The following is a 23,476-nucleotide window of genomic DNA, read 5'->3' on the forward strand; positions in this document are numbered from 1 at the left end:
TCACCGATGGAACGGGTACTCCGGAGTTTGAAAAGTGAATGGCTCCCGCCGGAAGGCTATCGTGTAAAACCTTACAGGTTAATTGAGCGCTTACGTCCATCCAGACACAGACTTGAAAAACGTTTTTGGCGAGGTCAATGCCAACGACTTTGATCGTATTCATGAGATGTTCTCCCGAAATTCAATGCATCGAAAAGTCGGAAAGAAAGATGACACTGTTTGCCGCTGAAAAAGGGGACGTCCATCTGCTCTGGACGTTGACGCTTGGCGGCGTCACTTGGTAATCGCTCCGCTTTAACGCAAGTGACGCCGCGAAGTTTTCAGGACGTTTATCGTGATGAATACAAAACGTAATTAAATGTTGTACCGGTTAAAACAGTATTGTTCAGCGTGAGACAGGAATATTCTGCTCTATTGAGTGGTCAGCCGGTTTTACTTTGAGACCGGGAAACTTTCATCGTCGGACATGGGTTATGGGTCTGATAATATCTGCTTCCAAAAGTGCGCAGATGTACCGCATGGCATGCACTCCCTTTCAGGCTACGGGAGTTTTTTTTCGCCACTCGTAAGCTGATCCTTGCAGGCAATGGATCATGAGTATTGACAATTGAATATTGTATCGGTTGGGTCGAGCAAGGTCAATTTTTTTTCAGCAATTCTCAATGAACAACTGCAAACTGAGGTCACGTATTCAAAATGTTGATTGGTCTTAAATATAATATTCTCTTTCGATAAAAGTCCCGATGACTTTGTCATGCATTTCCGGTGATTTTGAATAGCCTAATGTTTTACGATTCAGCCGCTTAATTCGGTTTCTAAGGGTGAGGTTTTCACGTTCAATACGCTGCGTAAAACTTTTTCCGATGAGGTGTTTATCCGTGGGCAACAAGGTGTAAGCCTTGAATTTATCGGTACACCAAAAAGCGACGTTAAAGTGCGATAATTTTTTGAGCAGTTTCTTCAACGTCTTTTTGCTTCGTCGGCCGAAAGTATGGGCAATAATACGCTTCAGACGAGGCTCCCAAGCATACCATAACCAACGTTGTTGCTTTTTATTCCCAACAAATGACCACATCTCATCGACTTCACAGATGAGCTCAATTTCCACCTGTTCCAGCGGTAATGTGGTTACACATCGTGGGGACAATTTTTTAAAGTGCGAACGACAGCATTAATACTGATATGTAGTGCCCGTGCAGTGTCACGGATACCGGCATTATTCATGGCAAGATCCACAACTTGTTCTTTTATGCCCGTCCGGCAAGCACGATAAGCATATTCAAGCTGAAAAGTACGGCGACAAGACAGGCAACGATAACGCTGACGTTCACCTTGACCCGTGCCATGTTTTCTTACCGATTCGGTTTGTTGACAACATCGACATTTCACTTCTACCGTTGCCATCTGATTTCCTGAAAAAGTGAGGAGTATACATGAGAAACAACAAATTGAATACGTGACCGAAATAACCCTTAGTATTCCAATGAAATTTTACATTAAAATATTTTCTCTTCTTCAACGAGATGGAGTGGTTCGGAAAACCTCAGCAAGATTAAAGATTATTACAAAATAGACTTTTTATTAAAAAATAAGGATGTAGTTTCTTTTATTCATAAGCTAACCGAAATGGAAAATAGAATCACAGATGGAAAAGACGGATTGAATAAAATAATAGAAAGGTTAAAAAATGCACAAACCAGTTCTATTGGGGTTAGTAGTGACTGATTTATAAATCAAAAGCCGGAAAGATCCTATGATCTTCCGGTTTTTTTAGAGACTCTGCAGTATCTTTTCTACGAAATAGCAAAACAAGGAATGCCAAATTGACAAATTGGAAACTGGTATACAAATACATTTCACAATTGTCAGCACTTTTCATACCAACCAAACGAACGCTCAACCACCTAGCCTTTAGGTGTGACCGTAAAGGTGTGCAGTTCATTACGCTTGGCTATTTGCACACTGGCACCACACAATAACTTGATCGATAATGTAAATTTATCTCATGTGTAGCCATCGCCTGCAAGAAAACATTTTCAGAAGGTAAAAAAATAAGGAATTAATATGACAAATAAAGCCGTTATTTTACTAAACGACACTACCTATCACGGTAGAAAAGTGATTATCCCCCTGTAATACTCATATTATTTTTCCTCTGTTTATCTAATTTATGCTTGGCTGGCGCTGTGTTAGAACAGAACTTTTATTGCAAAAATATCATCAATTAGATTAATGAAGAAAAAAATGCAATAATAATTCCAAGATAGGCAATACAAGGCACAATATTCATGTATCCATATCAATTACAATTTTCAAGGTAGCTTATATGTATAAAATATAATAATATCAATCAATAATAGATCTAACGATGTTATACCTAAACTCCATCTCATATTTTTCTTTACTGAAATTAATATCAGTAGGAGAATACTTCTGAACTAAATAGCATTTCAAAATGATAGGAGACTTTCTTACCCCGCGCAGGGTAAGGAACCCCAACATCTGATACTCTCAGTATTATGAAAACCTATTTAGGATACCCTTCAATTATTAATGAGGCTTTATTATGATCGAATCCATTTTAAATAACGCAGTAAGACATTCCAGAGAATTGCTAAAGGCGAAAGCAGGGAATAAATATTATTTTGATGATAATATTGTTAAGGAAAAAGGAACATATAAAGAATCATTATATAGTGACGAAATGAATTTTCATAAATGTAACGAGTTTTATAAAGCAAGAGAATTTGTAGATACATTAAAAATAAAAAATGAATCTATCATTAAAAAGAACAACACAATCAAAGACAAAATTTATAAAGATTTTTATGAAAATATTATGTATGAAAGAGGAATAAGCAAACAAAACATAAAAAAAACAAATGAAATAAGAGCTGGTTTTCGTGAACAAGAAGAATATAGAAAATCATATAAAATCCATGAAGCAGAGCGAGAGGCTAATATTTATAAAGAATTATATAATTATACATTGAGTAATAAAGAAAACTTCTTAACCGGAAATTGTCCTGATTACTGTAACTGTGCCTTTTATTATTTAATAAATCACTGTATTTCTGATATTCTAAAATTTTTTAATGCTGATTCGGTAATTTCTAATCATATCTATATTCAAGTAGTTGGCACGTTAGGAATATATGATCATGTATTTATAACAATAGGTGATTTTAATCACGATGTGTTTAAACCTGTATTGGGTAGACTATATCATAATCTACCAAAGGAATTATGGATATGTGATCCTTGGGCAAATATTGTTTGTCCTGCTGAAAAATATAATGATCTGTGGAAAAATAAAATGAATAAATGGCATTACATGGGTAAATGCCTTACATTAGCAGAAACTCCCATTCCTAATGGGCAGGTAATTCCTCCTTCTGCTAACTGTTACTCTCCTTTAAAGAAAAGTACATATCTTACGATTCAAAATAGTGTAAAAAAAGTATTTAATCTAGCAATTATATCACCTGACAAAAACGTAAGAATCACAGCCCTATGACGATACGAAGAATTTCTAATTAGATAAATGTTTTATATAATTAGAAATATTTAATAAAACCATTTTTACTAAGCAACCTTATATCGCTATTATTATATTTTAAATTTTTGATCTAGCTACCTCACAATAAAAATAAGCCCCACATGGTAACTATTTTGCCGGTAGCTATAGAGATGATAGCAATCACAAGCATTCTTACCGGGAGAGAAGATATCCATTATGGTTAGAGTTCATTTTGATTGAAAAAAATGAACTCTAACCATTTTTATAATTTATTGCGAATCTTACGTTCAATAAGCTGACAATTCATATCAAAATACCGACTATATGACTTTTCAAAATGGGATTGAATTTCTTTGACACTCCTACCATTTTGAAAAGTCATATAGGATTTCCTGAGTTTTTCTTACAAAATCAGAAACAAAACTCGAATTCACATATTAAGCGCAACACTGTAATGAACGAAGTAAATGAGTCGATGTCCCTTTAAATAATTCATTCGGTGTTTTGTAACCTCGCGTTTTACGGGGGTGATTATTTAATCGGTTTGCCACAAGGTTAACCTCCAACTCTGATACCTTATTAAAATCGGTTCCTTTTGGGAAATAATCTCTGATTAATCCATTCGTGTTCTCATTTATTCCTCTTTCCCAGAGGGGATACGGGTGAGCAAAATAAATTTTTGCTGAAAAGTTCATGTTCGGTAAATTAGAGGCCATTGTCAAAGGTAATTGTTTTAACTTTATGTTTTATCAGTGATAAATGTCTTGTTACCGCTTTTGCGACACCTTTTGCTGTTTTATCTTCAAGTTTAATGATGACAGTAAATAACGACTTTTGCTCAACTAATGTCAATAATGCACTTTTATGATCTTTGCCTACTATGGTATCTCCTTCCCAATCACCAATACGTTGCTTTTTATCAACAAGTTCTGGGCGATTATCAATACTGACTCTATTTTTAATTTTTCCTCTTCGCTCATAACTTCCATAGCATTTAAGATACGGTTTTCTCGCAATCCTAAGATGTTGCCATAAATCACCGCTATTTTTTTATCTTTATAAATCAATCGATAAATCGTCTCATGATGTAAAGATATTTTCGCTTCCCGCTTGAGATAACTCACAATTTATTCAGGACTTAAATCTTGCCAAATTAACTATTTGACCCAAATTTCTATTTCTGATGTTATTTTTGCCGCTTTTATCGCAAAATGTCGGCAAGCTGCAGCCTTAATCTGAGCCTGCTTAGGATCATATTTCTTGGCCTCCCCATTTCGTCTCAATTCTCGGCTAATTGTTGATGGGGCTCGATCAAGCGACTTTGCCATAAAATGTTGTGTAAAGCCGGCTTCTTTTAAACTGAAAATCTGATATCTTTTTATTTCGGTCAGTTGCTTATAGGCCATAGTGCATTTCCCTTTGGCGAGAAAGATGCCTACTATAGCAACTGACCGCCTTTTTCAGAAATTGCACTTATCATGCGAATCCAAGAAAATGTAATTTTCAGGTTCTGCATAAAACCATTTATCATATAATTTACTCCATGGTAAATAATATTCATCAGGACCTAATCCGAGATCTTGATAATTATCTACAGAATTTCCTGATTTATTTAATGAAATTACGTTAAATGTTAATTTATTTTCAAGCATGAAATCATATATTCCATCCGTATGATTTATATTTGTTTTGCTCATTACTAAAGCACAACCCACATCAATATCATTTTTTCTTAGTTTATTGATTCCTTCAACAATCTTATTATAACTCCTAGTACCCTTATGTGTAACTCTATTTTTATCATTTAGATCTTTAGGTCCATCAATAGATATCGACATGAAAAATTTATTTTTATTAATAAAGTCACACCATCTTTGAGTTATTAATGTTCCATTTGTTTGAAGAGCATTTAAGTACCTTATACCATTGCTATATTTTTCCTGAAAAGCGACAATATTTTCATAGAAATTAATACCGGGTAGCATTGGTTCACCACCATGCCATATGAAATGTACATAAGTAAATACTTTCTTATCATTGGCATAGTCGAACGTATCTTTAATTGTTTTCTCAAGAACTTCCAGTGTCATAACGGGATGTCTTATGAATACAGTGGTCGTTCATATGACCCAACTAAAGCAGGTAGCCCTATTCAGGACTTAGATTGGAGAAATGCTGAAATTACTCAAGAAGGTATTGGTAAAGTTAAATTGCATACCAGTAGATTTGAAAAATCTATTGAAAATAAAATCATAATCTAACGCTTAGAGAAAATTCTGGTCACGTATTCAATTTGTTGTTTCTCATGTATACTCCTCACTTTTTCAGGAAATCAGATGGCAACGGTAGAAGTGAAATGTCGATGTTGTCAACAAACCGAATCGGTAAGAAAACATGGCACGGGTCAAGGTGAACGTCAGCGTTATCGTTGCCTGTCTTGTCGCCGTACTTTTCAGCTTGAATATGCTTATCGTGCTTGCCGGACGGGCATAAAAGAACAAGTTGTGGATCTTGCCATGAATAATGCCGGTATCCGTGACACTGCACGGGCACTACATATCAGTATTAATGCTGTCGTTCGCACTTTAAAAAATTGTCCCCACGATGTGTAACCACATTACCGCTGGAACAGGTGGAAATTGAGCTCATCTGTGAAGTCGATGAGATGTGGTCATTTGTTGGGAATAAAAAGCAACAACGTTGGTTATGGTATGCTTGGGAGCCTCGTCTGAAGCGTATTATTGCCCATACTTTCGGCCGACGAAGCAAAAAGACGTTGAAGAAACTGCTCAAAAAATTATCGCACTTTAACGTCGCTTTTTGGTGTACCGATAAATTCAAGGCTTACACCTTGTTGCCCACGGATAAACACCTCATCGGAAAAAGTTTTACGCAGCGTATTGAACGTGAAAACCTCACCCTTAGAAACCGAATTAAGCGGCTGAATCGTAAAACATTAGGCTATTCAAAATCACCGGAAATGCATGACAAAGTCATCGGGACTTTTATCGAAAGAGAATATTATATTTAAGACCAATCAACATTTTGAATACGTGACCCAAATTTTTTTGGTTCTGTTTTCATGTTAAAATCCCCATTCTATCGCGAGTTGTTTAGCTTTCTTTATATCGGCCTGCTGGCTGCTTTTATCTCCGCCACAGAGTAATAGTATTATTTCGTTATTTTTATGAGCAAAGTAGACACGATAGCCCTGCTCGTAATGTATTCTGAGTTCCGAAACGCCGTTTTCCACCGGTTCAACATCACCAAAATTTCCTTCTTCCATTCTCTCAATTCTGATTAAGATCTTGGCTTTTGCTATCCTGCCTTTTAAGGATTTTAACCATTTTTCAAAATCTTGAGTCCTTTCAATGGTTATCATGCTCATTCCTCATTATTGTATATAAATAACGCAGTTCGTCAACTACAGTTAACACTCCAACACCATCAGCAATAAAAAAGGACAACATGATTCAGACGAGTATCAGGTCAGATCCCGTCATCAGCATAATCTTGCCATAGCCGAGGGCAATTTGAACGGGATTACCCACGAGTAACCATTCCCCCAGCCGAGAATATGGCGCTGTTTCAGCTCCCGCCATTTATAGCTGGTCTGCCAGAGTTTCGGCTCATCATGCACCAGGTAAAACACCGGATGGTCACGAGCCATTTCCACCGATTGCCCCGCCTTGCGCATCACATGCAACGGCATCTGAGCGACCGACGAGGACAATACATAGATACAGGCATACACGGCGGCCAGTTTCATGGCGGTTTCGGGACTGACATACACATCCGCATTGAACAGGCCGTCATGATCCGCCGCTTCGGTCGTCAGCGGGGTTTTGGGGTTTTCCAGCGGTTCACTGCGAAACAGGGCATCAAGCAGCATGTTTCCCCCTTCTGGCGACCGCCAGCGCATAGGTAATCAACAGACCGCCACCAATAATTAAGGTATTTGCCAGCCCGTATTTCAGGTAACAACCCGCCAGTACCGCCCCGACACCCGTCAGGGCAGTGATATCAATCAGTAACTTTTTCATAGGAATAGAATTTCTTCGTCAGGGTCCAGAGAGGAAAGAAAGTCGGAACCACCGCCGCCATTCACCATCTGGCGTGATTTGACAGTAAACAGGGCGAACGGACCGTCAATTTTGTTTTCCGGTGTCGATTTGTTCGGGAAGATATTGTCATTCCTGTCCGGTTTTACCGTCACGTTTGACATCATCCAAGCCATCATCGGATTGTGATCGTGGTGAAATTTGCCGGAATACACATCGGCCTGTACTGTTTTCATGGATTCAGACATGTTTTTCACCGTCTGCGCCGCTTCCACCAGCGGGATACCCTCTTCCGCCAGGCGGCGGGAGAACTGAACGGCACTCCACGGGTCAAAACCAAGTTCACGCAAATCCTCACCTTCACACCACTCCAGAATGTCAGCTTTGATAATGTCGTGATCGATAACCTCACCGTCCGTCAGTTCCAGATAACCGGCAGCGCCCCATTTACGGTACAGCTCTGCAATGTGCTTAGGTGCAGTTTCTATCCGGCCTTCCGGTAACCAGAATTTGCACTTAATATGAGTCTGCCCGCGATTATCTTCGTACACTTTGATCGCGGCAGTCACATCGATTTTGTTTGACAGATCCACGCCGACCCAGACCGGATATTCCTTCAGTTCATCATCCGGTGCGTTCTCAGGGCAACTATCCCACTTCCCAGAATCCATCCAGACGGACTCCGCATTAACCCACATATTGAGGTGTTTGGTCAGAAAGTTAGGTCGGGCGGCAATCTGCTCTTTTGCCTTCTTCGCCAGGCGGCGCATATCATCAAAGCGCTTACAGGCACCCAGCCCCGGATTGGCTTTTATCCAGATACTTTCATCGAACGGGTCATCACCTTCATCCGGCGTGTAAATCGCCGCGAAAAAGGTGTCATCATCCACCACGCCCCGCACCACCTTGATAGCGTAATCCCGCAGTTCGTAACAAATTCCCTCACGGTTAAACCCCGACGTGGTGATCGCAAACAGCAGTGACTGTAGGCGGGCACCGGTCGCGGTTTCCAGCACATCCCATACATCACGGGTTTTGTGCGCGTGGAGTTCATCGACAATACCGCAGTGAATATTGAGACCATCCAGATTGTTGGCATCACTGGACAGTGGTTCAAACTTGGATGCGGATTGTTCCTGATAAATCGCGAGCTTATTAAATTCAAGCAACCGGCCCAGTGTCGATTTCGCCTTTTTGAGCATGTTTTTCGCATCCTCAAACACGATACGCGCCTGATCGCGGGTTGTGGCCGCCGAGTAAACCTCTGCACCACCCTCACCGTCAGCGCCGGTCATATACAGACCGATACCGGATGACAGTGTGGATTTAGCGTTTTTGCGCGCTACCTCGTTATATGCTGTCCGGAACCGGCGAACCAGCACCGGCTCACCATCATCATCGTACTGAACCTCTCCGCTCAGTTCATCAACCAGCGGAACCACAAAACCAAAAATGTTAATCAGAATAAAGGTATGCCACGGCATCAGCTCAATAGGCTTACCTGCCAGCGCTCCTTTGACATGCGGGATAAACTGGTAAAAATCCAGAATATGCTGGGCGCGTTCTTCAATGAAAAAGATGTCGCGCTCAGGCCCACGATCCAAATCATCAAGAAACCGCTGACACGCCAGGCGTATCAGTTCGCCCGTAACTATTTCTCCGGCGACCACCTGTTCGGCGTACCGGATCCCATCTGCTACTGCTACGGTTGCCATTCATCATTTGCTTTTTTTCAGAAATGCCTCGAAAGGGTCTTCTTCGGCTGGTGTGTTAATCGTTACCTTCGAGCGGGCTGCCGGTGTCATACCAAATTCACCGAGCATCGCCCGGATCCGTTTCCAGGCATCCGCTTTCATTGCCGCTGCTGGGTGCGCTTTTATCAGCGGTCCGCCTTCACTCTGTGTTGTGTAGGTGTAACCTTCTTCATCCAATGTGTCGCAATGCTGTCTGTATTCGGTGTATGCCTCGATCAGCAATTCCAGCGCTTTGGCATCCATCGAGCTCATGACGCCCAGTGCGTCGAGTTCCTCCCCGATCCGTTTGAACCAGTATTTCCTCTGCTTGGTAAAATGCTTCGGCGTTGGGGGCACCCCTGAAGGTGGTTTCGGTTCTTTTTTATTAATCGGCCGTTTTGATGGGTTCCCCCTGACCAAACGCAGGTGTGACGGGGTTTTCGGTGGTCCCGACATAATCGTTTTCTCCTATTGATACCCATCCGGGGATCCCGGAAAAAAGTTTTCTAACCTGCGACGATGTGAAAAGAGGCAAGGCGGCGGTCCTTAAGGGTGAGAGTGGCAGGGATTTGACCCGCCCTCCCTATGAGTGGCTATGACTCACGCGATGATTGCATTGAGAAAATAATATTCTCTTTACTTATACCTCATCGTAGTCTCTCCGTGGCTGTCTTACGTTTATGGCAAGACCAGCTAATTGCAGATTAGGTAGTTCATCCGTGCCACCCTGTGCCTTGGGTGTGATATGGTCAACGGTCACACCTGTTGTCGCTCGCCCCTCACGTAAGCATTGCTGGCACAACTGTTTATCCCGTTGCTTAACACTGGCGCGTAACCTGTCCCACTTGCTGCCATAGCCGCGTTCATGTCGGTTCTTGCCTTGCTGGTGAGTCTGCCAGCCTGTGTGCAGATGGTCAGCACAGTAACCTGAGCGGTCGGTGGTGGTCTTGGGGCAGCCACGTTTGCGGCAGGCTCTGGGGATGCGAGGTGGCATGTTCTGACCTCCATAAAACAGAAAACCACCAGCTATTAACTGATGGCTATTAAGAATATTGTAATCGAGTTGTCATTAATTTTTGATTAATACTATATTTTTAGCTTAATACCCAAAAAGGTATAATCGTCAATTATATCTTTCTCTATTCGACGCCTCAAGCTTGCAGAAAATGCCGATGGTAACGCCATTGTTCTTTCTGAAAATCTAGGTCTTAACTCCCAGTGTTTGTATGCACCATCCGACATTAATGTCAGAATGACATCATTTCCATTACTGATATCTTTGATGTCTTTAACTAAGATATCAAAATGTAATTCAATATCATTAGATAAGGCTGATGTAAGGATAGTAGAAAGTCTCTCTTTATGATTCTTTAAGTTCCGCATGCTATGCTCACCAGAATCCAAGAGTTCTTGAAATTTTGTATGATCTTTAGTTAATTGAACTAACTTATTCCCATTTTTAAAGTAAAGCCGACAATCTCCTACATGCCCTATATAAACCTTGGTATTAACTACATGCACGATAGTGAGTGTAGTTGCAACGCTAAAATCAAAGTTATCTATAGCCTGCTTAGCCTGTGAAAACGCCTTTTCTATACTAAAATTCGGCTCTGTTAATGCGTTTTGAATTGCTTGTATTGCATACTTTGATGCCAAATTCGCTTGTTCAGTCGAACCAACTCCATCGGCTACTGCAAATACAATATTTGAATCACTATCACAAGTAGGAGGCAAGAAATAATCTTCATTTATAGCTTTGCCTTTTGCAGCAGCGCTAAAGCAGGACATGTCAACTATTCTATTCACGGTGTTACCCCCATAGCTCTACAAAAATCAAGTAATAACTCATTAGCGTCTGCATATCTATTTTCAGGCCAATGCGCCCTACATTTTGATATGACGTCTTTTAACTTCTGGGGAAGGTTTTTTGAGTACACGTCGTTAATGACCTGACCTATAGCAAAAATATCAGACTGATTTGAAAACAACCCGCTCTCTGTTATTTCTGGGGCTCTATAACCGTCAGTTCCTATCCCATTTGGTTGAAATTTTGTTTTTACCTCAGCTCTGACATGATTTAAATCTTTCACTAATCCAAAATCACTGATTTTGTATCTTCCATCACTGTATTTTAGAATATTAGCTGGCTTCAAATCGCGATGAACATAACTATTGTCGTGTATTGTTTTAACACCCTTAATTATTTGTCGCACCGCCATAATTTTTTCTTCCGCGGACATCCCGATCTTAATGGCTTCCAATAAGTTAGCTTCGGCCTTCTCCATAATAAAGTAAGGCTTGTCTCCTGCGGTGTTAAAAAGCACTATAGGTGCTATAGAGTCATAATCAATTATGTTCAATGTATATTGAGTTTTAATTTCAACCAGAAATCTCTCTCTTAAGTCAGCAATTTCTTTTATAGCTGTTTTATCATTTTCAGGAGAAGGTGAGAAATATTTTCTAGCATACCTTCGCGAGTGAGTCATTCTTAAATTGTGTACATTAACTTCATACACTTCACCGAAACCACCACGTCCGAGCCTGTCTAAATCCTCAATAAAGTAATTACCACATCGATCCACACTAAATCCTCAGATAAGAAGCTACGGAATTATGAGCGCTATAACTAATCAGAAAAATCAATATTTATAAGTTGTAGCTTCATAATACTAGGCTTAGTGAGCATAGAGAATAATTAATTTAATAATATGCTGAATTTTGACTATCTTCAGAGTTTATACTTCCTCTTTTTCTCTGATGAAACTCTATATGCCTTTTCAAAATGATAGGAGTATCAAAGAAACTCAGTCCAATTTTTGCGAGTTTTGATTTTCCAGAAACAAAAAAGCAAAAAGAAGGACTGAGTTATGCCTATCCTACCACCAATCCCCCGTAATGAGCGGCGCCAGATGAAAAAAATGGCACAAAAAACACGCGATAAAAAGTACGCCATCCGGCTCCTGTCCATTCTTATGGCTCTTCAGGGAAAGCCGGTCTATCAAATCGCTGAGGTACTTTGTACTGCACAATCTTCAGTATGGCGCTGGATAAAACGCTTTAAAACTTACGGCTGGATAGGCTTACAAAGTCGACCGGCGGGACGCCCTCGCCGATGGCACTTAACCTGTCTTTTGCCCTTAATTACCCATTTACTGACGCTTTCTCCCCAGCAGTTCAACTATGTCCGTTCTCGTTGGAGTCTTGAACTTTTTGTATTACAAATCCAAAAAATAGCCAATGGGAAAATATCAATCAGCACACTCTACCGGTTCTTCTGTAAAAATAAGATAGTTTGGCGGCGAGCCGCCCCGACATTAAATCAGCCTGATCCGGAGTATGAAGAAAAAATGGCGCGTATCAATCAGGCATTATTGCAGGCATCAACAGAAAATCCGGTGTTTTATGAAGATGAAGTGGATATCGATTTTAATCCCAGGCTCGGTTCAGACTGGTGCTTCAAAGGCCAGCAAAAAAGGCTTATTACACCGGGCAAAAATCAAAAATATTACCTTGCCGGTTGTTATAATGCCCAAACCCGAGAAATCGTTTATACGGGGCATGGGAGAAAAAATTCTGAGTTGTTTATCAAAATGTTAGAGGAATTAAAAAAGCGTTATTGTCACGCAAAAACACTGACTCTTATTTTAGACAACTACAAAATTCACACCAGCCGGTTGACTGAAAATTGGCTGGCACAAAATCCAACGATAAAGCTGTTATTTCTTCCCGTGTATTCCCCTTGGCTGAATAAAATAGAACGGTTATGGCAATCATTGCATGAAACAGTCACACGGAATCATTGTTGCCAGTACATGTGGCAACTCATTAAAAAAGTGAGAGTTTTTTTGAATTCAGCATCAGAAAACAGTTGGAAAGGAATAGGAAATATGGAAGTCTCATAATTATGAAAAGGCATATAGATATGTCATCTTTACCGCAAACACTCCGTTCGGTCATGATTCCAATTTATTGATAGTGACGAATGTTCAAATAATACCCAATGACTCTGTCATGCATTTCTATGGATTTTGAAAAAGATAAGGTCTTGCGAGTCAGTCTTGCCAAATGCTGACGAAGATTCAGGTTATGCCTCTCTATGCGTTGTGTATAACGCTTGCTGACCACATGCAGTTTACCGGCCAGTATTTTTTCATAACTTCTCCAACCATCTGTCATATAGACCACTATGTTAAAAGGCGCCAGCAAAGCCATCAGACGCCCCAAGGTCCTCTTTGTTCTCGGGCCAAAAACATGGGCGATCACTTTTCGTCTTATCCTGTCGTAGGCATAAAAGAGCCAGCGGGGCTGATTCTTTGACTTCACGTACGACCACTGCTCATCCATTTCACAGCAGACAATCACTTCAGTGCCAGGAGCAATGGTTTCGGTTACCGATTTGGGTTTGAGCTTTTTAAATGGCGAAGAACGGTATTCAGGCCAATTCCCATCACTCGTGCTGTCGCCCGACATCCCATGCCATTCATGGCCATATCGACGATTTGTTTATGTGTACCGGGACGACAAGCGGCATAAGTGAATTCGAGTTGCCAGGAGTGACGGCAGGATTGGCAAAGATAACGTTGCTGACCAGAACGTGAGCGCCCATTACGGTGGATCCCTTTAACTGCACAACAAGAGGGACAGGTCACATCAATCTTTGCCATCTGAATGTTCTCCAAATAGGCATACTATACATGATTCAATAAATTGATGTCACGACCCTCCGTTCTAACATATTCCTGAAAATATCTCAGTTTTGCCCGGTCGTTGGTAATACCTTCTCGGATATCGAGAACAGTTGATCCAGCTTCTCCAGTGAGTTCGACGGAGGCTGCATCACTCATGCTGCCGGAGGAAGAGGTTTCTGGCACGGGACAGATGGCCTGGATGCGCAGCTTGCGACGACCAACGGCAATATCAGCCCGAAGAGTGTCGATTTCAGTCCTGGCATGAGTGAGTTTCCTTGATAAGCAGCCCCATCTCAATCAGGGCATCAATGTGACTTCGCACTGCGCTTTTGCTACATTCGCAATGATCCACAATATGCTGATACGAGGGCCAGCACTCCCCTTTGTCGTTTGCATTGTCCGCTAATTTAATAAGCACCAGTTTTCTCAGAGGGTTCCCTACTCTGATACTCATGGCCTTAGCCATCAGACTCATACTCATGCCGTTTCCTCCCTGCTACCGTACGCTAAACAACATCCACATGTTCATATCGGGTTCATCCAAAACGCCATGCATATTATTCATGGATCTTGGTTTCAGGCGGTGGGAAAACTTTAGGCAGGTCAGGACGCAGTTCATGGGCCTGGACTGTGCCGTTTGAAAAAACCACAATATCGGGTACCAACGACACTGAAACCCGTTTTTTTCCGTATAGCCATGCGCTGATAAGCGATTGCGCACACCCCAGTACCTGAGCCAGCTTGGCCTGGCTACCTGCGATCTCTATCACTTTTTTTATCACACTGTTTTTCATTAGTTCCTTTCTCCAACACCACGGCAATAACAATATCACCAGAAGTCAATATAAATCACTATTGGAGTATTTGTAAAGGTATCACTTTAGAGATAGAATAAGAAAAAAATGTTCCAAGACAGCGGTTCTTGGGCTTATCCCCGGTATTTCACGTAAATGCGGGAACCACTTATGAGGCATTTATGAGGCACTTATGACACTTGCTGATAGATTAAAAGAAGCCATGGCAGATAAGGGGCTGACCCAATCTGCGCTGGCAAAAAAAGCCGGCATGGCACAATCCATGATATGGAAATTACTTTCCGGGAACGCCGTCAAAACAGGCAGACTCGTTGATTTGGCCAAGGCGCTTGACGTGCGCCCAGAATGGCTCAGTGATGGCAGTGGTCATAAATCGCAGTCGGGTGATACTGAATTTGCTGTCAGGCATGACAACCGTTATGTACCGGTAAAAATTTATGAAGCAGAACAAGAAACCCCGGAGTCCTTCATGGTGCCGGCCTTTTCTGAACAGCAGCCCCCTATGGAATCCTGCCGGGCTTATCGCATCCCCCAAAATACCGGCTGCGCTGAAGCGCCGGAAGGAACGGTGATCGTGGTGGATACACAGGAAGATATCGCCAATGATGATTTAGTCTATGCACGCATCGGAGAACATTATTCGGTTTATCGTTATAAACAAGGGGGGGCTGTCAGTTTTTTATCTGTTGATGACTCGCGTATCCCCTTGATAACCCTTTCTCCTGACATGGAAATCGTCGGTGTGATTGTTTATTTATTTCGAAACATGAAGCGAAAACGATAACATTCTCATCCCTACTTGAAACACCGCCAAATCCTGCCTATCTTTACGACAAGATACTGTTTTTTAGTGCAGTATCTTCAATACCGTTGAAATTGTTATCACCCTCAAGACTCAAAATCATTCAGATGATATCAAATTAAAATTACTTTATATCAATAAGATAATTAAAAAAATTGATTTATATCACTATAGGTATGGATTTAATGGAATTTAAGTGATAATGTTAGCGACATCAAAGTGATAGGAATAATCACTAAAATAGTCAGCGAGAGGATTTATGAGTACCTTTACTTCTGCCACCATCAAGGAACCGGCAACAAAACAAAAAAAGGCTATCAACATTAAAGGCATTGTTGCCAATATCGCACAAGCGAACAGCCAGCATATAGGCACAACACCGATTACCTTTTTGGCAGGCCAGTGCCCAAAATACAATAATCGAAATAACAGCATGGGCACAAAAAATAAAGATGAATTTAAACATCATCTACTAACGAGCTATCGGGTCAGCCCAAAACATACAGAGCCTGTTCCTTACTATAATCTAGAACCCATTGTCGATTACGGTTATGCGCTCTATAAGAGAAAAGGACGATATATGTATTTAGTTGATATTATCCCTCATTAAGATAGAAACGAAAATGCTGTCGGTCATCGAAAATCGTCATACCACAGACTAATAAAACAAAAAAACAAAAGCCCTAAATTTTTATAAGTATAAAAACTTAATTACAGCGCCTGCGCTGGGGAATGTTTCATTCTAAATTTAGAACGGTTACACAGAGAATACGAAAGAAGCCTATTATATGGAAACTGCGAATAAAGTGGTTCAAATGGAGACAGAAGAAAAATATCATCTTGCATCTTTATATTGGGACAAGTAAAACACTGAGCAATTCATATCAGTAATCAGCTATGGCCTGAATACCACCTGAAACATAATGAAGTAAGGTGGTTATACAAAAAATCATCAAATGAACAGACGAAAAAATTATGCGGTGCCTTATCCAAGTCATCAAAACAACCAGGAACACGCCCTGCTGATACTACAGATGTAGTAAGGCAAGCCTGATACGCAGGCAAGGGGGTTTTGAAAAATGGTTATCAGAAAGGGAGGCAAGTAGTGGCGATAAGATACATTAAGCGTGAAGAGATGCAACAACTAACAGGAAAAAGCAAAACAACCCTTTGGAGAATGTACGCAAAAAGAAATGAGTTTCCTAAACCCGACAGGACTGCTGGTGGAACATTTCTTGGATGGCCTGAAGAGGTCTATGAGGCTTGGGTGAGAGAGAAGAAGCAGAGATAACTTGACCCATTACCTGACCCGTTGTTATGACGGGCTTTAATTTTTTTATCGTAACCCATTGATTTTAAATGGTCCCTACAGGATTCGATAAAATTGATTATTTTATTGTTTTTAAATAAGTTTTATTAGTTCAATTATATACCATACCCCCTGTAATACCCCCATATTATTTTTCCTAATTTTTGTTCGGTTGTTGCTGTTGAGAACAGTCTTTTTATTGCAAAAATATCATCAATGAAATAAATGTTGCCAAAAATGCAATGATATGCCAATCAAGCTCCACATCGCCGTTTATAGAACAATGTGCGATGAGATATAGGAGCATCTTGAAGAGCGATTGATATAACTTCAAGATAGTCTGTCCATTTTTTTCACATATATAACACATCCATTAATTTTCTATCACACACCTTCAATTTTGTTTAGTATGAAAAGATTAACTATATAATCAAAGTTTTTATTAAATAAAATCTGATAGATAAATGAACCTGCAAGAAAAGTATATCCAGATATAAATTTCCAATTTCGTTTAATTACATACCAAGAATTCCAAATACTTCTAAATTTTTCAACGTTATTTAATTTTTTAAATAAAATGCTTCTTTCATCATCAGATATATATGAACTTATTATTTTTCTTTTTATGCTCTTCTTATTTTTTGTGAAGTTAGAATTAGAGTCAATCAAAAAAAGTTTATTAAAAAAGAATATCATGCTAAGTGTAAAAGCGATTATTTGAGCTACTTTATTAGGAATACCCCAGCATCCTATACCTATAATGCCCACTCTGCAATTGATGCACCCTGTAAATCATCCCACCATTTATTAATATCTCTAGCATGCTTTTTTATATCTCGTTTTATTTCTGAAAAATCTGGGGATCTTTGACAACGTTTCAAAATGTATTCCTTTATATTGATAAAATAACCTAATAAAAACATATGGCCATGAATATAAATTTAATAATTACAGATATTATTTTATAGTTTCATGGCTTATTTCATTGAAATCAGTCTATTCAACAGACACTTTGCGAACCTTACGCTCAATCAATTGGCCTCGTTTATCAAAATATCGGCTCGGCCAGATTTCAGAGGGATGGATTTCAAGATAGTTAGCAATTATCCACTCGCCTTTAGGCCACTGTCTGCTGAGTGCATTTGCCAATGTTGATGAACTGAGTCCCGCTTCACGAGAGAGAGCGGCTAAGGTTGTACCGCGTTTGCGGAGTGCTGCAATAACATCAGCTTGGTGCCAATCATTTTTAACGTTGCTATTCATTCCTGTTACCCCTTCCATTAATTAATATTGATGGTGGCGATTCAGACAGGGTTCGCGGACCGGCACTCTAACCAGCAAGGCTATGCCTTCCCTGCCTGAACCACCATTGAAAAGGCGATAACAGGCACACTGGTAGAAATTTCCTACCAGTGTTTCATCAAGGCCGCGACGCCTTGACCATTAGATTTTGCTAGTGGCGGGGTTACTTTAACTGATTGTTTTATCTAACTCAATAACTGGGCGACTAAGTTGAACGACTATAAACCCGTTCAACATAACGCCCACGTCCATCACCATGCCCCAAATCCATTGAAACCAGTACTCTTGCTTCCTGACGGCTAAAACCATTTTGTTGATAAAACGCCAGAGCTTCCTGCGCCCAAGCATAGCGCAAACTATGGGGAGAATGTTGGCCTGTTAAACCAATCTTTGTGGTATGTGTTCGCCAATAGTTCATGGCTTGTTTGAGGTCTGGTTTATCAATCAATCTGCCACCACGTTGTTCTGCGATAGCCATTGCCTGTTCGACAGCGGCTTTTACCGCTGCAGCATTCAATACACGGGTTTGCCTTGGCCTTCTGCCTTTTGTACCGAAAACAACATGTAGTTTCGGCTCTGGTTGGTCTAACTGTTTCCGCCAACTTTGCAGTGATGCACTGCATTGCACCGCTTCCTGAGAACGTAACCCTAGCAATCGGGCAAGTTTCAGTATGACGGCAAATCCGGTATCACGGTCAAGGGCTTTTTGATAAACAACCTGAAAGGTAGCATCAGGGATCGCCTGTTTCGTTCCGGCTCGGCTGGTTCCGCTTAATCCCAGTGCCTGATTGCTTAAACGTGGCGAGGTTTCCAGTTTTTTCCTGCCAGCCATGCGAAAAATATTACGCAGCGCGGACATTTCATTTTGTACTGTTCGCTTGGCAATCCCTTGAGATAAACGGGTGTCAACGTATTGTTCCACATGCTTGGTTTTCACATGGGCGAGACTTTTAATCTGAATATTCAAGCTCAATAACAAAGCTCCCAAACGTTCCGCAATCCGAATGCGATCATGGCAGGTCTTATGGCAGCCGCCACCCTGCCGGGCAAAAAATTTTAATTCCTTAATAAATTTGCTCATTAGCTTCTCTCCACTGATACCTGACAACATGCGATCTCTGGCGCGCGACCATTCTGGCAAAGCAGAAAAGACCTGCCTTGCCCTTGATCGATATCTGTGCGCCAGAGTGAACGCAGGTTGAGGTATTGCGGGGTATCGGTTGAGTACGCGGTACTGCCGCCTGTATGAACAGGTCATCCCCACCGGCTAAAAGCCAGCCTCGATATCGTCAAGTTCTCCTTTTTTAATCTAAAAATGCAGTGTCAGATTCACTGAGAGGTGAAGCAGGCGAGAGCCTGTCAGAATTGTGTGGTTCTTTGGCTACGGCGTCACTTTCAGCGGTAAACCTGCCAAAAGTGACGCCTTGAGTTCCGCGAGCGGTCAACGAGAATGATGCAAGAGTTGAAATGCTCGTAGGCACAGCAAAACGCCGCAAAGTTCAGTGTCAAACGGTTGAAATGAGTCAATAGTTTGGTTATGGGAAGTTTATCCGCTGAATATTTAAAACAGAAATAGTGAGCAATATGAATGTGATGGGTGAAAGTAAGTCTATGATTAATTAAGTGAACCAACCAACGTTCAGTACACTTTGGTGACAATATAAAAACACCTTTTGGGTGTATTTTTCAGTTTAAGAAACCTTCACTGCCAGACGAGGGTTTAGGTATCTGACAATATCTGCTTCCAAAGGTGGGCAGATGTACCGCAATCTTGCTCTCCCTTTCAGGCTACAGGAGTTTTTATAGCCATTACAGCTATGTGACCATCTATGATGGTGTGTAAGTCGGTTCAGATTAGCGAATTTTCTGAGTTGTGGCAAGAGGAACATCTGAACTATGAACAGACGATGGCATTGACGCAACTGTTCAAAAGGCTGAATTGGTCAGATATTCGGGCGTGTGCAGTGAATAATGAAGAAGAGTGGCAGAGGTAATAGGGCAGCTTCTGTCAGCGTTGACGTGGCACAGGTATTCCACAGTAAAAAAACAATCAAGCTAGGAAGTATGTGTGATCTTCCGGCTTGATTGTTTTATAGGTACTGAGTGAATTATTTTCACTCATTTGTTCCAGATGATTATTTCAAAAAAATCATGCTGTTTGTACAAAAAAGATACCTTCTATTTCATTATCTTTATTTTTGATGAACAAGTAACCAATAGCATCAGATAAACCCAATGCATCTTGAAATGGTTCAGGGAAATCTGCTGAGTATATCTGACATACAAAATGATAATCTTCCCCAATATCACCAATATCGTCTAAACATTTGGAGTTTTTTTTGAAAAAAGCGAAATCATTGGATATTCATCATCTTCCATTTCCATATCTAAAAGACTAACACTTCTTTCTGGTATAAATTTATCGTTGTTTTCCAAGGTATCTTTAGTCAAAGAATATGGAACAAACGTAAATCCAGACTTAATGAGGTTAAGCTCTTGTTCATCACCAAAATAAGTAATGTTATCAAGAAAGTAGTCAACATCAGAATAAGTTGAAAACACAGATAAATATCCTGATGTTGGCAACATTCTTTCAGGTATTTTAGGAGATAACTTTTCACAATCTATAGAAAAAAGATGAAGTAATTTTTCGCCATCTGGATTTACAGGCCACTGTGAAACATATCCTCTTTTTCCACCAAGAATAAAACCGGAGTCATTATTCGAGGTTTCCTCTACAACAATTCGTGTAAGACTATACATGCAACATTTCTCCTATTTATTACAAGTGCCAGCATTTTTAGCCTTGTTTGCTAATCCTTTTAAGAATTTTCTAGCTTGATTTCTCAACTGTTTTACTCTGCTGGCAGGAACACCAGATTTTCTTAACCCACCAGAGGTTATATCTAGTTCTCTCTTCGGTGTTGATGCAAGATCATTTTTAATCTAAGAAATCATCTTCTTCAAGATAATAGATAACGGCTTCTAACAGATCATAGCGGGTTGCATTGGGGTGATGTTTGAATTTATTGTCGATAATATCTAAGAATGTTGCATATTCCAGCCAACCTTTATATTTATCATCCATGTCTTCTTCTCTGGTTTCAGGAAGATAATAAGTTGCATTGTTAATACAGTTGATTTCATTCGGTCGTGACATCAATTTATTGAATCATGTATAGTATGCCTATTTGGAGAACATTCAGATGGCAAAGATTGATGTGACCTGTCCCTCTTGTTGTGCAGTTAAAGGGATCCACCGTAATGGGCGCTCACGTTCTGGTCAGCAACGTTATCTTTGCCAATCCTGCCGTCACTCCTGGCAACTCGAATTCACTTATGCCGCTTGTCGTCCCGGTACACATAAACAAATCGTCGATATGGCCATGAATGGCATGGGATGTCGGGCGACAGCACGAGTGATGGGAATTGGCCTGAATACCGTTCTTCGCCATTTAAAAAGCTCAAACCCAAATCGGTAACCGAAACCATTGCTCCTGGCACTGAAGTGATTGTCTGCTGTGAAATGGATGAGCAGTGGTCGTACGTGAAGTCAAAGAATCAGCCCCGCTGGCTCTTTTATGCCTACGACAGGATAAGACGAAAAGTGATCGCCCATGTTTTTGGCCCGAGAACAAAGAGGACCTTGGGGCGTCTGATGGCTTTGCTGGCGCCTTTTAACATAGTGGTCTATATGACAGATGGTTGGAGAAGTTATGAAAAAATACTGGCCGGTAAACTGCATGTGGTCAGCAAGCGTTATACACAACGCATAGAGAGGCATAACCTGAATCTTCGTCAGCATTTGGCAAGACTGACTCGCAAGACCTTATCTTTTTCAAAATCCATAGAAATGCATGACAGAGTCATTGGGTATTATTTGAACATTCGTCACTATCAATAAATTGGAATCATGACCAGTTGATTTCATTCTTAAAATCAGAATCAGCGAAAAAATATCATGCTTCTGGACGTTCTTTATAAATGGATAGCAATCCATCAAAGCCTTTGATTGTTCTAATTACTTTTTCCTTTTAACGACAACCATTACCACCGCCCCATTTCTTGCGGCCACCGGAGCCATCGGGGTGATAAACTTTGTGATAAGAATTATGATCTTTACGGTCAACCAGACTCAACTTATCTGATTCATTTTCATGATGCCAAGTCATACCTGGAGGCGCATCACCTTTAAAGTTACCATGTTTGCTTGGCTGGACATGCTCAACCGTTCCCGGATATTTGGTTTGCATTTCACGCTTGAACTCAGGATCACGCTGCATACGTTCATAGACAGATTGATTGCCACGTTTAAAATGGGTTCTGTCAGATAACTCATATTCAAACGGCTTCAACGTATATTGATGGAAGATATGATATTTCCCTAAACCGCGCTCACCTTTGTATAACCCCAACGGATCTATCCAAGATAACGGATTGGGCGCATACGTATAAACATTCAACCCACCGTTTAGACCGATCGGATCTTAGGGACTATCCCGACACGACCATACTTTTTGACCTGGACTTTTTCTTTAATAACAACATGTTAAATATCCACTTTATCCCTTTGCACTCACCGCCGCGAACCCAAAACCCCCGACGGACACTTTGCCGATATGACAAGGAAGCTGCACCACCTGTCATTCATCTGAAAGGCCAGTGGCTTAAGGCCGCCGGGTTTGATAAGGGTTGTACCCTGACCGTCAAGATTATGGATGGCTGTCTGGTGCTTATTCCTGACAGTGACGACACCCGCAGCATTAAGCAACAGTACCAGCGCCAGCAAGACCAGCTCAGTGAGATTAAGCTCAGAATGCGGGAACTGCTTGGCGACTACAACAGCAACTAAGGGCAGGGACTGAGCCGCTCTAAAATAAGAAAGCCGGAAGATTACAGGGATTATCTTCCGGCTTTTCACTTACTCTTTTAGAGCAAACATATTTATATCATCCAGAGCATCTTCTACACGACCAGCGAAGCATGGATCTGTTGCTTTTTGTTGTAATGCTGGAATAACTTTGGACTCATTAATTTTGGAATAAATACGTGCTATATGTCCCAAACATGTAATTGCCAAACTAGCGATATCTTCATCGCTATTATTAAGTAGCTGCAAACATTTTTCTTGAATCCATTCGTAATCATCAATATTGAATGTTGAATACAAAATGGCATCCGTTACTATTTGAGTATCATCAGAGTTAAATAATAACTCTAATTCAGGTTTAGAGTATTTTTTCATA

Annotated in this window: 28 protein-coding genes and 5 pseudogenes; 10 read left to right on the plus strand and 23 right to left on the minus strand. The window is 40.7% G+C overall.

Annotated elements, in window-relative coordinates:
- Positions 1 to 709 precede the first annotated feature (709 nt).
- Positions 710 to 1,404 (minus strand): IS1 family transposase gene (locus tag ACSJJG_RS15220; protein ID WP_282885603.1). Its coding sequence is split into 2 segments (ribosomal slippage): positions 710 to 1,155 and positions 1,155 to 1,404, totalling 696 coding nucleotides; the frame shifts between segments, so codons are not numbered across the junction.
- A gap of 388 nt (positions 1,405 to 1,792) precedes the next feature.
- Positions 1,793 to 1,964: pseudogene (locus ACSJJG_RS15225) on the minus strand (IS5/IS1182 family transposase); the annotation flags it as partial.
- Positions 1,965 to 2,566: 602 nt separating this feature from the next.
- Between ACSJJG_RS15225 and ACSJJG_RS15230 the strand changes: the two are divergent.
- Positions 2,567 to 3,517: a hypothetical protein gene (locus ACSJJG_RS15230; RefSeq protein ID WP_189761257.1), complete on the plus strand. Its 951-nt coding sequence runs from the start codon at positions 2,567 to 2,569 to the stop codon at positions 3,515 to 3,517.
- Positions 3,518 to 3,957: 440 nt separating this feature from the next.
- Here ACSJJG_RS15230 and ACSJJG_RS15235 read toward each other — a convergent pair.
- Together ACSJJG_RS15235 and ACSJJG_RS15240 are read right to left on the minus strand one after the other, a co-directional pair.
- Positions 3,958 to 4,926, minus strand: a pseudogene (locus ACSJJG_RS15235) (IS30 family transposase).
- A 54-nt stretch (positions 4,927 to 4,980) separates the two neighbouring features.
- Complete coding sequence (locus ACSJJG_RS15240) at positions 4,981 to 5,610, minus strand: radical SAM protein (protein WP_282885604.1); 630 nt, start codon at positions 5,608 to 5,610, stop codon at positions 4,981 to 4,983.
- Positions 5,611 to 5,616: 6 nt separating this feature from the next.
- Here ACSJJG_RS15240 and ACSJJG_RS15245 point away from each other — a divergent pair, with 6 nt between their 5' ends.
- Complete coding sequence (locus ACSJJG_RS15245) at positions 5,617 to 5,781, plus strand: hypothetical protein (protein ID WP_193836450.1); 165 nt, start codon at positions 5,617 to 5,619, stop codon at positions 5,779 to 5,781.
- Positions 5,782 to 5,856: 75 nt separating this feature from the next.
- A protein-coding gene (locus ACSJJG_RS15250; RefSeq protein WP_282885603.1) for an IS1 family transposase occupies positions 5,857 to 6,551 on the plus strand; the annotation gives its coding sequence in 2 pieces (ribosomal slippage) (positions 5,857 to 6,106 and positions 6,106 to 6,551; 696 coding nt in all).
- A gap of 54 nt (positions 6,552 to 6,605) precedes the next feature.
- Here ACSJJG_RS15250 and ACSJJG_RS15255 read toward each other — a convergent pair.
- The 8 genes and pseudogenes from ACSJJG_RS15255 to ACSJJG_RS15290 form a co-directional block, all read right to left on the minus strand.
- On the minus strand, positions 6,606 to 6,902 hold the full coding sequence (locus ACSJJG_RS15255) for a type II toxin-antitoxin system RelE/ParE family toxin (RefSeq protein WP_189761202.1): 297 nt from the start codon (positions 6,900 to 6,902) through the stop codon (positions 6,606 to 6,608).
- Between the two features lie 162 nt (positions 6,903 to 7,064).
- Positions 7,065 to 7,412 (minus strand): annotated as a pseudogene (locus ACSJJG_RS15260) (phage portal protein); the annotation flags it as partial.
- On the minus strand, positions 7,402 to 7,563 hold the full coding sequence (locus ACSJJG_RS15265; RefSeq protein ID WP_189761201.1) for a hypothetical protein: 162 nt from the start codon (positions 7,561 to 7,563) through the stop codon (positions 7,402 to 7,404). The gene ACSJJG_RS15265 and the pseudogene ACSJJG_RS15260, both read right to left, overlap by 11 nt.
- Positions 7,560 to 9,296, minus strand: coding sequence for a terminase large subunit (locus tag ACSJJG_RS15270; RefSeq protein WP_189761200.1), 1,737 nt, complete (start codon positions 9,294 to 9,296; stop codon positions 7,560 to 7,562). The genes ACSJJG_RS15265 and ACSJJG_RS15270 overlap by 4 nt, the downstream gene beginning before the upstream one ends.
- Positions 9,297 to 9,299: 3 nt before the next feature.
- Positions 9,300 to 9,770, minus strand: a complete 471-nt coding sequence (locus ACSJJG_RS15275) for a phage terminase small subunit P27 family (protein ID WP_189761199.1) — start codon at positions 9,768 to 9,770, stop codon at positions 9,300 to 9,302.
- A 191-nt stretch (positions 9,771 to 9,961) separates the two neighbouring features.
- Positions 9,962 to 10,308 (minus strand): annotated as a pseudogene (locus ACSJJG_RS15280) (HNH endonuclease).
- A 92-nt stretch (positions 10,309 to 10,400) separates the two neighbouring features.
- On the minus strand, positions 10,401 to 11,120 hold the full coding sequence (locus ACSJJG_RS15285; RefSeq protein ID WP_282885602.1) for a PP2C family protein-serine/threonine phosphatase: 720 nt from the start codon (positions 11,118 to 11,120) through the stop codon (positions 10,401 to 10,403).
- Complete coding sequence (locus ACSJJG_RS15290) at positions 11,117 to 11,896, minus strand: serine/threonine protein kinase (protein WP_189761198.1); 780 nt, start codon at positions 11,894 to 11,896, stop codon at positions 11,117 to 11,119. The genes ACSJJG_RS15285 and ACSJJG_RS15290 overlap by 4 nt, the downstream gene beginning before the upstream one ends.
- Positions 11,897 to 12,181: 285 nt before the next feature.
- On the opposite strand from ACSJJG_RS15290, the gene ACSJJG_RS15295 reads away from it, so the two are divergent.
- The gene (locus ACSJJG_RS15295; RefSeq protein WP_282885601.1) at positions 12,182 to 13,216 is read left to right on the plus strand and encodes an IS630 family transposase; all 1,035 of its coding nucleotides are present in this window, start codon (positions 12,182 to 12,184) and stop codon (positions 13,214 to 13,216) included.
- 64 nt (positions 13,217 to 13,280) lie between these two features.
- Here the strand turns inward: ACSJJG_RS15295 and ACSJJG_RS15300 are convergent.
- The 4 genes and pseudogenes from ACSJJG_RS15300 to ACSJJG_RS15315 all read right to left on the minus strand — a co-directional run bounded on the left by ACSJJG_RS15300 (position 13,281) and on the right by ACSJJG_RS15315 (position 14,796).
- A protein-coding gene (locus ACSJJG_RS15300) for an IS1 family transposase (RefSeq protein ID WP_223281913.1) occupies positions 13,281 to 13,978 on the minus strand; the annotation gives its coding sequence in 2 pieces (ribosomal slippage) (positions 13,281 to 13,729 and positions 13,729 to 13,978; 699 coding nt in all).
- A gap of 24 nt (positions 13,979 to 14,002) precedes the next feature.
- Entirely contained in the window at positions 14,003 to 14,299 is a 297-nt protein-coding gene (locus ACSJJG_RS15305) for a lysis system i-spanin subunit Rz (RefSeq protein WP_189761108.1), read from the minus strand.
- Positions 14,274 to 14,483 (minus strand): annotated as a pseudogene (locus ACSJJG_RS15310) (helix-turn-helix domain-containing protein); the annotation flags it as partial. The pseudogene ACSJJG_RS15310 and the gene ACSJJG_RS15305, both read right to left, overlap by 26 nt.
- Positions 14,484 to 14,559: 76 nt before the next feature.
- Positions 14,560 to 14,796: a YdaS family helix-turn-helix protein gene (locus tag ACSJJG_RS15315; RefSeq protein WP_189761107.1), complete on the minus strand. Its 237-nt coding sequence runs from the start codon at positions 14,794 to 14,796 to the stop codon at positions 14,560 to 14,562.
- A 193-nt stretch (positions 14,797 to 14,989) separates the two neighbouring features.
- Between ACSJJG_RS15315 and ACSJJG_RS15320 the strand changes: the two genes are divergently transcribed.
- The 3 genes from ACSJJG_RS15320 to ACSJJG_RS15330 all read left to right on the plus strand — a co-directional run bounded on the left by ACSJJG_RS15320 (position 14,990) and on the right by ACSJJG_RS15330 (position 16,910).
- A complete protein-coding gene (locus ACSJJG_RS15320; protein WP_189761106.1) occupies positions 14,990 to 15,601 on the plus strand; it encodes a helix-turn-helix domain-containing protein in 612 nt (203 codons plus the stop codon).
- A 277-nt stretch (positions 15,602 to 15,878) separates the two neighbouring features.
- Entirely contained in the window at positions 15,879 to 16,229 is a 351-nt protein-coding gene (locus ACSJJG_RS15325) for a hypothetical protein (protein WP_223281860.1), read from the plus strand.
- A 495-nt stretch (positions 16,230 to 16,724) separates the two neighbouring features.
- Positions 16,725 to 16,910, plus strand: coding sequence for a helix-turn-helix transcriptional regulator (locus tag ACSJJG_RS15330; RefSeq protein WP_189761110.1), 186 nt, complete (start codon positions 16,725 to 16,727; stop codon positions 16,908 to 16,910).
- 402 nt (positions 16,911 to 17,312) lie between these two features.
- Here ACSJJG_RS15330 and ACSJJG_RS15335 read toward each other — a convergent pair whose 3' ends face one another.
- From ACSJJG_RS15335 to ACSJJG_RS15345, 3 genes are all read right to left on the minus strand, one after another.
- A complete protein-coding gene (locus tag ACSJJG_RS15335) occupies positions 17,313 to 17,696 on the minus strand; it encodes a hypothetical protein (RefSeq protein ID WP_481089820.1) in 384 nt (127 codons plus the stop codon).
- 228 nt (positions 17,697 to 17,924) lie between these two features.
- Entirely contained in the window at positions 17,925 to 18,191 is a 267-nt protein-coding gene (locus ACSJJG_RS15340; RefSeq protein ID WP_481089821.1) for a helix-turn-helix domain-containing protein, read from the minus strand.
- 244 nt (positions 18,192 to 18,435) lie between these two features.
- Entirely contained in the window at positions 18,436 to 19,311 is an 876-nt protein-coding gene (locus tag ACSJJG_RS15345) for an integrase domain-containing protein (protein WP_481089822.1), read from the minus strand.
- Between the two features lie 748 nt (positions 19,312 to 20,059).
- Between ACSJJG_RS15345 and ACSJJG_RS15350 the strand changes: the two genes are divergently transcribed.
- Entirely contained in the window at positions 20,060 to 20,224 is a 165-nt protein-coding gene (locus tag ACSJJG_RS15350) for a DUF7706 family protein (RefSeq protein WP_481089823.1), read from the plus strand.
- A 325-nt stretch (positions 20,225 to 20,549) separates the two neighbouring features.
- Here the strand turns inward: ACSJJG_RS15350 and ACSJJG_RS15355 are convergent, their stop codons facing one another.
- On the minus strand, positions 20,550 to 20,993 hold the full coding sequence (locus ACSJJG_RS15355; RefSeq protein ID WP_223281859.1) for a YwqG family protein: 444 nt from the start codon (positions 20,991 to 20,993) through the stop codon (positions 20,550 to 20,552).
- A 178-nt stretch (positions 20,994 to 21,171) separates the two neighbouring features.
- Positions 21,172 to 21,390 carry a DUF7716 domain-containing protein gene (locus ACSJJG_RS15360; protein ID WP_189761102.1) on the minus strand — a complete coding sequence of 73 codons (219 nt, stop codon included), beginning with the start codon at positions 21,388 to 21,390 and terminating at the stop codon, positions 21,172 to 21,174.
- 46 nt (positions 21,391 to 21,436) lie between these two features.
- Here ACSJJG_RS15360 and ACSJJG_RS15365 point away from each other — a divergent pair.
- Positions 21,437 to 22,134, plus strand: a protein-coding gene (locus ACSJJG_RS15365) for an IS1 family transposase (protein ID WP_223281913.1) whose coding sequence is annotated in 2 segments (ribosomal slippage) — positions 21,437 to 21,686 and positions 21,686 to 22,134 — 699 coding nt in all. Because the reading frame shifts where the segments join, the coding sequence is not laid out codon by codon here.
- Positions 22,135 to 22,264: 130 nt separating this feature from the next.
- Here ACSJJG_RS15365 and ACSJJG_RS15370 read toward each other — a convergent pair.
- On the minus strand, positions 22,265 to 22,645 hold the full coding sequence (locus tag ACSJJG_RS15370; RefSeq protein ID WP_189760843.1) for an HNH endonuclease: 381 nt from the start codon (positions 22,643 to 22,645) through the stop codon (positions 22,265 to 22,267).
- A 131-nt stretch (positions 22,646 to 22,776) separates the two neighbouring features.
- Between ACSJJG_RS15370 and ACSJJG_RS15375 the strand changes: the two genes are divergently transcribed.
- Positions 22,777 to 23,082 (plus strand): SymE family type I addiction module toxin, encoded by a 306-nt coding sequence (locus ACSJJG_RS15375; protein WP_481089824.1) that lies wholly within the window; start codon positions 22,777 to 22,779, stop codon positions 23,080 to 23,082.
- A 69-nt stretch (positions 23,083 to 23,151) separates the two neighbouring features.
- Here ACSJJG_RS15375 and ACSJJG_RS15380 read toward each other — a convergent pair whose 3' ends face one another.
- Complete coding sequence (locus tag ACSJJG_RS15380; protein WP_189760844.1) at positions 23,152 to 23,475, minus strand: hypothetical protein; 324 nt, start codon at positions 23,473 to 23,475, stop codon at positions 23,152 to 23,154.
- Position 23,476: the final 1 nt, after the last annotated feature.

This window comes from Xenorhabdus sp. SGI 60 (assembly GCF_056632175.1).